Below are 15521 nucleotides of genomic sequence, written 5' to 3'. Positions count from 1 at the left end.
GCACCTACAGCCTAACCTTCGATCATATGAAACTTGCTTTCAGAGGTCTCATGGTACTCATCATTTTTTTTAGCTGGCAAAACCTATTTGGGCAAAGCCGCAATGAGATAGGAACACCACTAACAAAGAACTTTAGCCATAAAGAAACAGAAGGGCACGCTCAAAACTGGGCCACGATTCAGGACGAAAACGGAGTGCTATACTTCGCCAACACTAATGGAATTCTGGAATATGATGGGGTGAGGTGGAGGTTGATCGAATCAAAGACTGGTCTGTTTTTCTCTTTGGCAAAAGACGACAGCAACAGAATTTTTGCTGGAGGGTACGATGAAATTGGCTACCTGGCACCAGATTCAATCGGGCAAATGCAGTTTGTGTCCCTCAAGTCCAAAGTGGGGGAGGAAAATGAGGACTTTCGAAACATGAGAAGAGCTTTCTCGACTCCCGAAGGGGTTTATTTTGGTGGGTACAGTCACATTTTCCGATGGAATGGATCGAAAATGAAGGCCTGGCAGTCAGGCGAAAACACATTTGGCATTTCATTTTTTATAAACAATGATTTCTATGTGCAGCAGCGAAATGTCGGTCTTCTTAAGCTTGTCGCAGACTCTTTGCAGGTTGTACCAGGGAGTGAGAAACTGAAGGGCAAGCGATTCTATTTCATGCTGGAGGATAAGGCTGGCAGTGGCCTGGTCATTGGGACAGCAAATGATGGTCTTTACCACTTCGACGGGACAGAATTTTCAGCGTTTCCCACTGAAGTAGACACTTTTCTTAAGGAAAGCCTCCTTTATCATGGCATTAGGCTTGATGATGGAAGCTTTATGCTAAGCACCATTATGGGGGGAGCCGTAGTAATTACGGGCGGCGGTGAGTTAAAATACAGACTTAATTCTGGGAATGGGCTTCAAAATGACGCAGTTCACGCTGCATTTCTTGATAGTGGTAGTGCCGTATGGCTGGCGCTCGACAACGGAATAAGTAAGGTTGACATTGCCTCTCCAATTACTCGTTTTGACCGAAAAAATGGTGTTCGTGGCATTGTGAATTCCATTACTAGGTATGATGATGAACTCTATGTGGCAACGGGCCATGAAGTCTCAAGACTGCGGCGAGATCAGGATGGTTTAATGTTCAAGGGTGTTGAGGGTGCCAATAGTGCCTGGTCTTTTTTAACGATCGATAGTTCTTTAGTAGTTGCCACCGACTTTGGCCTTAAGGTATTGACTAAAAGTGGCTTCGAGCAGGTACCAGGAGCCCCTCAGGGGTATCGTCAACTTTATCAGTCCCCGCAAAACCCAGGCATTGTTTATGGCGGCACCACGGATGGCGTAGCGGTGTTCGAAGTGAGGAGAGGAAAATGGGAGAACCTGGGTAAGTTACCTGAAGTTGGAGGGGAAATCCGCCGTATGTTAGTCGAGGATAGTGTTCTTTGGCTAAGCACCTTTCATCGTGGTATTTATCGACTGAAAACGGATCCAAATTCCCCACTTGAGATTCAAGAGGCAGCGCTGTATGATACGCTGGGAGGCCTTCCCTCCATGGTTGAAAATTTCGTTTATCCATTCGGTGGAGGTAAAGTCATTGTCACCCACCGAGGTATTTTTCAGTTTGATAGCGGGCTGAATAAATTTCGACCTGATTCTACTTTTGGAGACATGCTGGCCAACGGTTCTCATGCCGCCTATAGCTTTGAGGAAGGGGCTGATGGTAGAGCTTGGATACACCTATACAATCGTGATAAGAAGGTTCGGGATACTGGCTATGCAAAAAAAGTGGAAGGTGGAAAGTATGCCTGGGTGAATAGCGCCTTTGCTGGATTGGAAGACATCAACCTTTTTTATATTTATTCTGAGTCAAATGGTATTACCTGGCTGGGCGGCAACGATCTTTTACTGAGGCATGACAATAGCGTCGAAATTGACTATAACAGACCATTCAATACACTCATAAGGAAGGTTATCAGCAAAAATGATTCCTTGATTTTTGGAGGTAACCAGGCTGAACACACAATGATGGTTCCCGAATTGGAGTTTCCGAACAACTTCATACGGTTTCAATTTGCGGCAACTAGCTTCAATTTCGCTGAAAAGAACGAATATCAGACAAAGCTTGAGGGTTATGATGAAGACTGGTCGGCATGGACAACGGAGACACAAAAAGACTTTACAAACCTATCTGAGGGGACTTATTCTTTTTATGTACGAGGGAGAAACATTTATGGTGTACAGGGCAAGACAGACTCCTATACTTTTTTGATTCTTCCACCGTGGTACCGCACCTGGTGGGCATTTATCATTTATCTCGTGTTGTTTGTGGGAACGATCCAAGGGGTTATTCGTTGGCGCTCCAAACAACTTAAGGAGGAAAAACTAGTGCTTGAGCGTCTGGTTGCACAGCGCACACAAGAAATCGAGCAAAAGAATGCACAGCTTGAGGTGCAAGCCAACCAACTTCAGGAAATGGACAAAGTAAAATCTAACTTCTTTGCTAATATTTCGCATGAATTTAGAACCCCGCTCACTCTGATACTGGGGCCGCTAAACGACCGAGCGGATGGAAAGGATGCAGTGATGCCGAGTAGCTTGCTAAGCATGATGAAGTCGAACGCAGATCGACTTTTGCGCTTGATCAACCAGCTTTTGGATCTTTCGAAGCTGGAAACTGGCTCGCTGAAGATAGAGGCTGGAAAACATGATTTTGTATCGTTTGTGAAAGGGTTGACCCGATCATTTGAATCGCTGGCGGAGAACAGGGGATTAAAGCTCTCTATTTACTCGGAGGTAGATTCTCTGGACATTTTTTTTGATACCGATAAAATTGAAAAGGTCTTTTTTAATCTCATCGCTAACGCAATTAAGTTCACAGAAGACGGTGGAACCATCAGTTTGACCATAAGAGACTTACAAGAATCCGTCGAAATTGATGTGGCTGATTCAGGCATAGGAATTCAGGAAGATCAACTGACAAATATTTTTGAAAGGTTTTATCAGGTAGATAGCTCAACAACAAGATTTCAGGAGGGTTCTGGGATCGGGTTGGCCCTGACCCGGGAGCTTGTTGAACTTCATCATGGGTCAATTAGAGTGAAAAGCGCAAGAGACAAGGGTACAGTCTTTACGGTGACGCTGCTTAAAGGAAGCGCTCATTTCGGGGCAGGCGACATTGCGACGGAAAAAGTGACCATCGATGTTGCCACGAAGCCAGTCAAAGCCAAAGTTTTGACTGAAAATAGCATAGTGGCTGACGATGACCGCCTCGTCGTGCTGGTAGTTGAAGACAACCCGGATGTGAGAGCCTATATCAAAAGTCAACTCGAGCGACAGTTTAGAATTATTGAAGCAGGCGACGGAGAAGAGGGGTTTGCTATGTCCAGAGAACAGGTACCCGATTTAATCATCAGCGATGTAATGATGCCAGTCATGGATGGGTATACGTTGACGAAGAAATTGAAGGAACATGTTGGCACTTCACATATTCCCGTTGTGCTTTTGACCGCCCGGGCCGACAGTAAAGATAAAATTGAAGGGCTAGTAACAGGAGCTGACGACTATTTAACCAAGCCATTTGACGGGAAGGAGCTGGCCGTGCGGATTGACAACCTAATTAGTATCAGGCAGAAGCTGAGGGAAAGAATTCGCCAACAGGTCTTGTTGGAGCCGAGTTCAGCAGAAGCCATGTCGATGGACGAAGCTTTCATTAAAAAGGCGGTGGCGTTAGTGGAGAATCATTTGGCAGATTCCGAATTAAACGTTGAATGGCTGAGTGAAGAAATGGCCATGAGCCGGATGCACCTCCACCGTAAATTGAAGGCACTTACTGACCAATCGCCCAGCGAGTTCATCAGATCTATCCGATTGAAGCGAGCTCACCAGCTCATCGGGCAGAGGAGCGCCACCGTGACAGAAATTGCCTTTGAGGTGGGCTTCAATAACCTTTCTTATTTTTCGAAATGCTTCAAAGAAGAGTATGGTCTGCTGCCCTCGGAACTTGAGGAAAAATCAAGCAACTAGGAACTCCTGAGATTTTTTAGGCAATATGTTACACCTGTGTGAGTCCGAGTTACATGGCTGTTAGCATGCCGGTACCTAAGGGTCGAACTTGTAGTTGTGAAAGGCCGAAAGGTTGATCATCAGCTCAAATGTTTAACTAACTCTCAGGATCATGAAAACATTTTTTAATCAAAAAAATAGGCTTGCCTTTCTTTTGGCAATGCTTGTGACGCACTACGGAACTGCGCAAAATATTTTAACAGCCGATAGAAACCCAGGGGCAGTCGCTGTTGCTGGTTCCGTTTTTGTTGGAGCAACGGCTTTACAGGACGCCATTGCGGCGGCAGTGGATGATGACATTATTCACGTAATACGGAGCTCTACCAGTTATGGAGCAATCATTGTTGACAAGCGGCTTAACATTTTTGGAATTGGGCTTTTTCCAGACACTGATGGCTCCAACAGATCCTACGTAACCACGGTCGAGATAGCCGATCCGGTAGCAAGCGGCACCCGGATATCGGGAATGGTTATTTCCACCTCAGTTACCCTTGGCGGCATCGCTGGCGCACTTAATAATTTGCTCATCGAAAACAGCCAGATACTAAGAATTCAGCATGAAGGAAGCACAACTACACTCAACAACATCATAATTAGAAATAATTTGCTAGGCAATGGAATTGGCGCTTCAACCGAGGAAACAATAGATTTTTTGGTTGGGTATGTTTCCAACGTGGTTATTGCAAACAATGTCATTTATGGCTCAAGTGCTCTCGCTGATTGTTGTAACGCATCACAAGGAACTCTGACGACAGATTTCAGTACCATAGAAAACAATTTGTTCATACACACGGACGTGGTTTCTGGTGGGTGGTTTGCTTTCGAAGAGCTAAGAAACAGCATAGTGAAAAACAACATTTTTTACGGCATTGGCCCAAGGGGAAAGTTGGTACTTTCCAACAACACTTTTGAAAACAACTTGAGTTTTACCAGCAAGCCTACTCAAGGGTTTCTCACTACAGGCGGCAACACAAGCGTCAATAATATTACCGGTCAGAATCCTCTTTTTGTTAATGTGTCATTTGGAACCGGGGTTCCCTCTCTTTCAACGTTTGACCCTACCCTGGATACGGGCTCACCTGCTCTTGGCTCAGGCACCAGTGGCACCGATATGGGCGTGTATGGAGGCCCAATCCCTTTTAATTTGGAAGGCACATTAATACCCACCATTCAAGTGCTCGACGTTCCTTCTATGGTGATTGAAGGCAATGACCTGAATGTGCACATCCAGGCCAAAGGAAACTAGTACAGCTCATCTAAAAAAAGGATGAAAAGGCTTCTTTCCTTTCTGGGGTTGATGTGCTGTGCGCAATTTGGGCTGGCACAAGCGCCGCAAATAGCGGCCATGGAATACTATGTGGATACCGATCCAGGTTTTGGGGGAGGTACCAGCATTGTCTTCACACCTGGCACTCAGGTGGATTTTAACTTCACCGTGCCCACTGGCTCGCTTACGACAGGCATGCACACCTTGTACGTTCGCTCAATGGATGAGAACAACGTATGGAGTCATTTTGAAAGAAGAGCTTTTTTTATCAGTCAATCCACAACCGAAACTCGCAACAACATAGTAAGTATGGAGTATTACCTTGACACTGATCCTGGCCAAGGTAATGGGACGCCGGTGGCGGTGACGCCGTCTACTGATGTCGATGTTTTTGAGCTGATCCCCACGGCGTCCCTTAGCTCCGGCTTTCATAGCATCTATTTCAGAGTGCAGGACGCATCTGGTCAGTGGAGTGCGGCCGAGCATCGGCCATTTTTCATCAGCCAGTCTACCACCGAGGTTCGCAATGACATTGATGCTGTAGAGTATTTTATAGATATCGACCCGGGTCAGGGCAATGGCGTGGCTGTCCCTGTAACGCCGTCAACAGATGTGAACCTACTAGAACAGATTCCAACGGCTTCGTTAAGTGCTGGCTTTCATACAGTATATTTCAGGGTGCGAGATGCTTCTGGTCAGTGGAGTGCGGCCGAGCATCGGCCATTTTTCATCAGCCAGTCTACCACCGAGGTTCGCAATGACATTGATGCGGTAGAATATTTTATAGATGTTGATCCGGGTCAGGGCAACGGCGTGGCTGTACCAGTAACGCCGTCCACAGATGTAGACCTACTGGAGCAGATCCCAACGACTTCCCTAAGTGCTGGCTTTCACACGGTCTATTTCAGGGTGCGTGATGCCTCCGGTCAGTGGAGTGCGGCAGAGCATCGGCCATTTTTCATCAGCCAGTCTACCACCGAGGTTCGAAATGACATTGATGTTGTTGAGTACTTTATAGATGTTGATCCCGGACAGGGCAATGGTGTTTCTGTAGCAGTTACTCCATCCACAGACGTAGACTTACTAGAGCAGATTCCAACGGCTTCGTTAAGTGCTGGCTTTCACACGGTCTATTTCAGAGTGCGTGATGCCTCCGGCCAGTGGAGTGCGATAGAGCGCAAGCCATTTTTTATCTCCACTTCGAGTGTTGAGGGCCAAAATACCATTACCTCGTTGGAATACTTTTTCGACGTGGATCCAGGGTTTGGAAATGGGTTGGCGTTGGCTATTTCTCCGGGAACCCAGGTTGATGCTGCTGTTCCCATACCCATTGGATCGCTTTCTCCCGGGATGCATACGCTTCATATCAGGGCTCTGGATGATAGGGGACAGTGGAGCCATATTGAATCAAGGCCCTTTTTTAGAGACGGGGCAAGGCTGATTACTACTGTTGAATACGCTATAGATACAGACCCCGGTGTGGGGCAGGCCACCCAGGTGGTTGTGGCCTCTCCCCAAAATCCCATTGATGAAAACGTCGGCATACCTATTGCGGTCAATTCGTTAAGTAGTGGCAGCCACAATCTCTTAGCGAGGGTAAAAGATGGAAATGGGGCGTGGAGCCTAACAAATTCTACGGCCTTCGAGCTGTTAAGCTTTTCTCTTATGATAGACAGCGTGGCCCTTGATTCTATTTACAGGAAAACGGCTGGCGGACGTTGGGTAAATAGCGCCAATTGGTACAATGTGGATCTCAACACCTGGTACGGGATAGACACATTGGGAGGCAGGGTGCAAGCGTTGAGCTTGAGCAGTAATAATTTGGAGGGCGGTTTCCCCTATGAATTGGCCTACTTATCTGAAGCAGCCAGTATCGATCTGTCTGGTAACTTTCTGACAGATAGTGTCCCTGGGCAGATAGTGAATTTGCAGGCGCTGACCAGTTTTAATATCAGCAACAACGAACTGACCCACTTGCCCGACATGAGCTCACTCGGCTTGCTCTCCTCGTTTGATGTGAGCAATAATCGATTCACCTTTGAAGATTTAGAGCCAAACGTAGGCATTATCACCGTCAATGCAGGGCAGAGGCCATTCGGGCTGACCCAAACAATCGGCCTAAATGCTGGAGATAATCAAACATTGGCTTTTGCAGTCGGCGGAATAAACAACGAATACCAGTGGGAGAAGGACGGGGAGGACATTGTCGGTGCCACAACTGACACGTACGAAATAGCAAGTTTTGCTGCGCTGGATCTCGGTGTATATAGATTGCGGGTAACCAACACTGTGGTTGTGGGGTTGACCCTCTTAAGTGAGCCAATCACCATTACATCTCCAGCGTCGGTACTTTCTATTACGCAAAAAGATGCCAATCCAAATAACCTTTCGGCAGTTAGCTGGACTGTCGCCTTCGACCAGCCGGTGACCGGGGTTTCCGAAGCAAATTTCTCACTCGTCGAATCCGGCGTAACTAGTCCAGTCTTAACAACAGTATCAGATGTGGATGGGGCCAACTGGCTGGTTGCAGCAGAATTTGGCGCAGCCGGGGGCACGCTGGGGCTGGATTTCACAGACAACACTGGAGTTTTGCCAGCCGTTATCAGCATCCCCTTCACTGGGGAGGTATATAGCATCGACAATATTCCAGCCACTGCTGACACGGTGATTGTGCAAAGCGGGCCCGTGAATCTTGATTCACAGTTATTAACGTTCGATATATTAAATGGGGAAATAGGAGCGTCTTTTGACTATTTCATAAATAGCGAGGCGGACAGCAGTGCCCTGACAATAAGCGGCAGTAGCACTATTTCCTCCGACCCAGAGCGCCTTACCGAAATAGATTTGGCCAGCTTGGCCGACGGTATTATCAGCGTTAAAGTTGTTTTAACGGATAGTCTTGGCAATCGGGGCGATACAATTGGCACCGAAGGGCTCAAAGACATTGTGCCCCCTACAGCCACTTTGATTCACAGCCTGCCGCAGCCAGCAATAACAGGTGTCATATCTGTTGACGTCCAATTTTCAGAAGCAGTCACCAATCTGACAAGCCAGGATTTTGAGGTGCTCAATGGTGTCGTGGATACAATTGCCCAAATCAACGCCTCAAATTATCAGCTTATCTTGTTGGTCAACGCAGACATTGCGTTGTTGGAGGTAAATCTTCAGCCGACAAGTGTGACGGACTTGGCAGGAAATCTCGCAGAAAATAGCAGTGTGCTTGAAATCCAGAAGATCAAGGATGGAGTCATCGCATCTGATTCCCTGGCTCTTGTACGCCTATATGAATCTCTTGACGGAGCTAATTGGGTCAATAATACTAATTGGCTTGCACCTGGCCAGAAAATTGAGAACTGGTTTGGAGTAACGGCATCCCTGTCAAGGATAACAGGCATTGATTTGTCTGCAAACGGCCTCAGAGGAGCCGTGCCCGATGATATTCTTGTGCTTGATTCATTGAGAACCCTCAATGTCAGCAATAATCAGATTACCGGTTTACCCAACCTGAAATCACTGACACTTTCTACCACCAACGTTGCTGGTAATGTTCTTGATTTTGCCTCACTGGAACCCAATATAGGGCTAGCCTCTTTCACGTTTTCGCCACAGGCTCCACTTCTTACCCAGGTTGATACGCTTCAGGAGAGAGGGGAAAGCCTGACCTTGGATCGCCAGGTCGGCGGCAGCGCAAACAATTATCAGTGGTTTAAAAATGAAATCTCAATCGGGGATGCTGCCGGGGTCAATCATACAATCGATTTTCCAACATTTGCCGACGAGGGCAACTACTATGTAGAAGTTACCAGTAGTATCGTTCCGGGGCTGACGTTAACAACTATGCCTGTAGCACTCAGGGTGAGCTCTCTCGAGCGTGACAGGTTATTGTTGGAGGAACTGTATAACTCAACCAGTGGGGACAACTGGATAAATAATTCGGGATGGAACACGGCCGATTTATCTTCCTGGTTTGGTATAACAGTTACCAGAGATAGAGTAAGCGGGATTGACTTAGCGGCAAACAACCTTTCAGGTGACTTGCCGGGATTCCTGGGCGATATGAGGAAGCTAACGAGCATCGATTTATCGGCAAATGAAATCACCAGCCTCCCTGTTCTGGCAAATATCATACAGCTTACCCTACTCAATGTCTCGGACAACAGGCTACAGTTTGATGACCTCGAGCCAAACATCAACATTTCCAGTCTGGTATATAGTCCACAAAAATTGGCGGGAGTAATGTTGGAAGAGCTGGTGCCGGTGGGTGCTGATTACATTCTTGGCGTATCGATTGGTGGCACAGCTAATAGCTATCAGTGGTTCAGGGGTGGTGTGGAGGTAGAGGGAGGAGATGTGGCGGAGTACACTATTGCTGGAATAGACTTCAATAAGATGGGCGACTACCAACTGGAAGTGACCAATTCTAAGGTGCCTGGCCTGACTATCAAAAGTAGGGTGCAACGAGTTTTAGCTACAGCCAGCCTTTCGGGTAGGATAACAGACAAAAGCGAACTTCCGATAAGTGATGCTCTTGGCGCACTACTTATAGTCAAGTCAGGTGCCTACGATACCACAGGGCACTTTAGAAGCGAGCCAAACGGCACATTTTTCATCGAAGATGTTGTTCTGGGGGACTATCTGCTTTATGCTGAGCAGGATATAGAGGCCTTTTTACCAAGCTTTTACAAAAGCACCATCGATTGGGCCTTTGCCGATCTTCTTCAGCTCCGTGGCAATGTTGGTGAACTGGTGCTTACGATGGAGGGTGTTTTGCCTGTATTGACCCCGGCAGACGGCGACAATACATTCAGCGGGTTGTTTGAGTCAGATTTTGGAGATGCTGACGGGAGGGTATTTGACAGAAAGAGAGTGAAAGGAGCGGGAGTAAGCGTGAGTCGTTCACGATTTAGGGCGAAGGATAATGACGAGGACTACGAGCTAATAGCCTATGTGCAAACCGACGCAAATGGTGAATTTGAAATGAACAATTTGCCCGACGGAGATTACCGGCTCAACATTCAATATCCGGGTATTCCAATGGATCCGACATCTTTTGTTGATTTTCAGCTGGGCGGGGGAACTGGGGTAGAACAAAATAGCATAAAGGTAAATGCATTTGCCAGCCCAGAATCTATCGTGGTAACAAAAGTTGAAGAAACAGGCATCTATCTGGATTACTTCAAAGGGCTGACTGTATATCCTAACCCTGCCGACAAATTCTTAACAATCCGTTATGAGAAATTGGTGAAGGGAGAAGTAATTGCTGACTTGATGGACTTGACAGGCCAGACGATAAGAAGTGCCAGCCTGGAGCAGGGCCTTAGCAAAGAGATTCTTCTTAATGTAGAAGACGTGAGAGCTGGTATTTATATTTTGCGGTTTTACGACACAAATCAAAATGGGCAACACATTCTCTCCCTGAGGATAATTGTAACGAGATAGTTAGTTATAGGTGAGCAAGGTTCCAATTTTACCACTTAAGTAGTTTAAGTGATATTTTATATTGAAAAATTCTTATCTTGTGTCGCTGCCTATAGCCCAGTTTACGGGCCTTTTTTACAACTATTGTATTTTCTTGAGCCGTATATAGGCTCAACCGATCTAATCGAACATGAAATTTAAAATTTTGGTGTTCTCAATTGCACTGGTATGTGCTATTCAGAACTTGTATGCTCAAAACTCAGTTGGCATTGGCACCGAAACGCCAAATCAAAATGCTGTCCTCGAGTTAATTGCTATTAATGGAAATCAAGGCTTTCTTGCTCCCCGACTAACCGCCGCTGAGCGAACCGCCTTCGCAGCCAATCTGACGGCTACCGACAATGGCATGTTGGTTTTCGATAGCGATGATGGGACATTGTATGTTTGGTACAACGCTGGCTGGAACGCAATTGGACTCTCTCAGTTTGTAGCTGGTGACGGTATTTCAATTGTCGGTCAGGAAATTACCAACTCAGGCGATATCGATGCAACAGATGATGTGACCATCACAACAGCATCTGCCGGCGATGTGTTGGGCAGGTTCGATTCTCTAGTGGTTTCAGGGCTCAAAGGACTACCGCTGGACAGCATCGCACCATCAACGGGTTTTAGCCTCGTTTGGAATGGAAGTCTTTGGAAATTTGCCCTGGATTCGGCGTCTAATCAGACGGTCATTCCCAATGCAAACCTATTGGCCACCAATACTCAGGCTGCGCTCGAAGAACTACAGGTAGAGATATTATCAATCACCACGGGCCCAAACAGCATTGGCAGCGCTGAGATAATAGATGGATCAATTGTTGACACAGACATAAGTGCGACGGCCGCCATAGCAGGAACAAAGGTTAACCCAAACTTTGGCACACAAAACGTCATAACCACAGGCACAGTAACCGGCGCATCTTTTTCCGGTGATGGAAGCGGGTTGACCAATATCCCAGCTACCCCAGGGCCAAATACGGTTGGCAGCCCGGAAGTTATTGATGGATCGATTGCAGATGCGGACGTCAACGCTGCCGCAGCAATTGCTGGTACCAAGGTTACCCCAGATTTTGGTGCACAGAACATTTCGACCACAGGATCAGTGACGGCGAGCTCCTTTTCGGGCGATGGAAGCGGTTTAACGAACATTCCCGCTACCCCAGGCCCGAATACTGTCAGCAGCGCAGAAGTTATAGATGGCTCGATCGCATTCTCCGACTTGAACACCGCTGTAGTGGATGGAGTTACACTGGCGTCGAACGGCTCTTCGTTTGAGGTGCGTGACAATGGAGTGACAACGGCAAAGCTGGTGAATGGGTCGGTGACAGACGCCAAGGTAAGCGACGTAGCACCGGCAAAGATTACCCAGTCAGGAGCAACAAATGGTCAGGTATTAAAATGGACTGGCAGCGCCTGGGCGCCTGCGGCTGATGTTACGGGTTTGGCTTCGCTTACCAATGGCACGTTGCTGATTGGAGACGGCACCAATACTCCTCAGGAGCAGGTAATTACTGGCCATATCACTGTTGATAACACAGGAATAGCTCAAATCCAGTCGGCAGTTATTACGCACGACATGGTCAACGACCTGTCCTTCGTGGATGGTATTACATTGGTGTCGAATGGGTCAACGTTTGAAGTTCCGGCTGGTGGGATTTCCAGCCTGGAAATACTTGATGGAACAATTTCAGACAATGACATCAGTGATGTTGATGCAGGAAAGATAATAGGTCTGGGAACTGCGGCCACACTTAATGTTGGCACAGGGACTAGCAACATTGTTCAGCTAGACGGAACGGGTGCGCTTCCGGCGGTTGATGGATCTAATCTGACAGGAGTTGTTGTAGGAGCTGGTTCTATCACTACGGCGGCACTGGCCAATAATGCCGTTACCAACACAAAAATCGCCACTGACGCAGTAAGCAGTGATAAGATAGTTAATGGCTCAGTCATTACCGAAGATTTGGCTGATGGTAACGTGACCAATATAAAGATTGCAAATAATGCTGTGACTAGTGACAAAATATCGGATGGTGCGATCGTGGATGCAGATATTGCAGATGTGTCTGCGGCAAAGGTTACCGGTCTGGGAACAGCCGCTACACTTGATGCCGGAGTGACCACGAATGACCTAGTTCAACTACCCTCGGATGGTACACTGCCTGCACTGGACGGATCTGCACTGGTAAACATGTCCGCTGCCCAGATTTCGGGCCTGGGAACAGCCGCCGCCCTAAATGTAGGTACTGCTGCTAATAATGTGGTGCAGCTTGACGGAGGTGCCAAATTGCCAGCTGTTGAAGGCTCGCAGTTGACCAATGTAACCGCAGTCAATTTTACAGGGGCACTGGCTGGCGACGTGGCGGGTGGCCAGGGAACAACCATCATATCAAATGGTGCCGTCAGCGGTGGCACAGGCGGAAAAATAGCAGATAATACCATCACCGACGATGACATTAATAGTATTAGCACAGCCGTTATTACAGGGCTAGGCACGGCGGCTGGACTCAACGTGGGGGTATCCCCCGGTAATGTTGTGCAGCTCGACGCTACCGGTTTGCCGGCCGTTGACGGTTCACAACTCACAAATGTTACCGCCACTGGTTTTACGGGCTCCCTCGCTGGTGACGTAACTGGCACTCAGGGAGCTACGCTGATAGCAAACAATGCCGTAACAGATGCAAAGCTAGACAAATCCAATATCCCACTTAGTGGGTTTGGAAACCCGGCGTCTTCAGTTAATATGGGTGGACAGTTGGCAACAAACTTAGGCACGCCGGTTAGCTCAACCGATGCGGCTACCAAGGGTTATGTCGATTTAAGTACCGTTGTTTTTGAGGATGCTCCTACTGGCACACTGAAGGCAGGAGTGCTTTCCGGGGATCTCCTAACTTCTGGTCAGGGCAACGTGCTTTACGGCAGAGCATCGGGCGGTAACCTGACAACGGAATCACACAACACAATAATGGGGTGGCTTGCCGGGGCGACAGCTACATCGTCGAATAATTCATTTTACGGATACAGGGCCGGTGTAATCACATCAACTGGTGCCGACAATACCTATTTAGGCTACGAGGCTGGTGACAACAATGTTTCAGGATCAGACAATGTAGCGATTGGGTCTGGTGCCGGGTCAACGGGAGGCACATTTTCAGGAACAGTGGCTATAGGGGCGTCGTCGATAACAATTCAGGATGACGCTATTGCTGTTGGAACAAATGCGATCGCCAGTGCGACGAACGCTATAGCCATCGGAGCAAACACTACTGCGGCGAATGCAAATACAATGATTTTGGGTAATGGTGTAAATGTTGGTATTGGTGCACCGAATCCAGCTGAATTACTAGAAGTAAACGGTGGTGTCAAAATCGGCAACACGGCGGGAACCAATGCTGGGACATTAAGGTGGACTGGAAGTGAATTTCAGGGCTATGACGGCAGCGGTTGGTTGAAGCTCGATGCCACAGGGATTGACGGTAGCATAAGTCAGGATATTACCTTCGACCAGGGAAATGACCGGGAGATTTCAATTGCGTCGGCGGCCTCGGGAGTGGGCAACGACTTGATATTGACCGCCGGCGACGGGGCTACCAATAGTGATGTGGGTGGTGACATTGTTCTCAATCCGGGTATTCAGCCAGGTTTTTTAACCCCCTCTAATGTCCTTGTAAATGGTAAAATTTATTTTAACGGGCCATCTGGTTCCCCGGTAGCTTATGCTAATGGCGATTTCCAATTGGAACAGGGTGCCAACCGTGCAATTCAGGTGGGGAATGCAGTTGCTGGAAACGGTAACAATTTGACGGTTAGTGCCGGCGGCGGGCAGCAATTTGGCGGCGCTACAAACGGTGGAAACCTGACGTTAAAAGCGGGTAGTCCATGGAGCGGCGGGCTGTTTGGCGATATTTTTTTACAGGGAAACAGGGTTTCCTATGGTGCTGCTGACGGCACCTATAAAGTAGAGTTTAGCGATGGAACAGCTAACGGATCTGTTTTTAGCATGCTTTCATTGACCAACAATAATCTCGGTGGCATCGGCACCGGCGTTGCACTTTCTTTTAGGGGATCAACCAATGGATCTAATAGATTTGATCTGGGTAAAATTTCAGCACTAAAGACGACAGCTTCAGCCGGAGGAATGAGATTCTCTGTGCTAACTAATACTGCCGGGCCAACCTATGTGGATGCTATGGCAATTGACGGTTTTGGTCGAGTCGGTATTGGCACAACTACGCCGGGTGAAGTGCTTGAAGTAAACGGGAATATCCAAGCCACTGAATATTTCTACCCGTCGGCAGTGACCAAAATCCTTTCTGTCTCTAATAAATCTTTTACTCCTGAGAGTAACGAACCGTTGGCCACACAAGGAGGCACGCTGGGAAAATACATCGTCAATGGAACTGCTACTGTTAACGCAACAATGTCGGCAGGCATTGAACTGCCCAACGGTGCGACAGTAACGCAAGTAGACGCCTTCGTAATTGATAATGATGCAACATACAATGTTACTGTGCAACTCGCCAGAGGAACCCATACCGCCACGGGGGGTATCGCAATGACAAACGTGACAAGCGCAGGCCAAAATCCTGCCGTGCAAAATCTTTCGGAGACGTTCATCAATGCTCCATTGATTGACAATGATCTGTATTTCTATTACTTGAGCTTCCAGACTAAACAGGCAAATTCAAACTTGGCGCTACTGAGCTTCAGAATTTACTATACCGTTCAGAAGGTTGATTAAC

4 protein-coding genes are annotated in these 15521 nt (G+C 47.5%); all 4 read left to right on the top strand.

Annotated features, from left to right (window positions below):
- Window positions 1–26 precede the first annotated feature (26 nt).
- The 4 genes from RIG68_RS13570 to RIG68_RS13555 all read left to right on the top strand — a co-directional run bounded on the left by RIG68_RS13570 (window position 27) and on the right by RIG68_RS13555 (window position 15520).
- The gene (locus RIG68_RS13570; protein ID WP_350123060.1) at window positions 27–4013 is read left to right on the top strand and encodes an ATP-binding protein; all 3987 of its coding nucleotides are present in this window, start codon (window positions 27–29) and stop codon (window positions 4011–4013) included.
- A 151-nt stretch (window positions 4014–4164) separates the two neighbouring features.
- Window positions 4165–5298 (top strand): hypothetical protein, encoded by a 1134-nt coding sequence (locus RIG68_RS13565; protein ID WP_350123057.1) that lies wholly within the window; start codon window positions 4165–4167, stop codon window positions 5296–5298.
- A gap of 21 nt (window positions 5299–5319) precedes the next feature.
- Window positions 5320–10758, top strand: coding sequence for a T9SS type A sorting domain-containing protein (locus RIG68_RS13560; RefSeq protein WP_350123054.1), 5439 nt, complete (start codon window positions 5320–5322; stop codon window positions 10756–10758).
- 169 nt (window positions 10759–10927) lie between these two features.
- On the top strand, window positions 10928–15520 hold the full coding sequence (locus RIG68_RS13555) for a beta strand repeat-containing protein (protein ID WP_350123051.1): 4593 nt from the start codon (window positions 10928–10930) through the stop codon (window positions 15518–15520).
- Window position 15521: the final 1 nt, after the last annotated feature.

The sequence above is a fragment of the Imperialibacter sp. genome, assembly GCF_040222385.1.
Taxonomy (GTDB): Bacteria; Bacteroidota; Bacteroidia; order Cytophagales; family Cyclobacteriaceae; genus Imperialibacter.
This window is presented reverse-complemented; position numbering and strand designations above follow the sequence as displayed.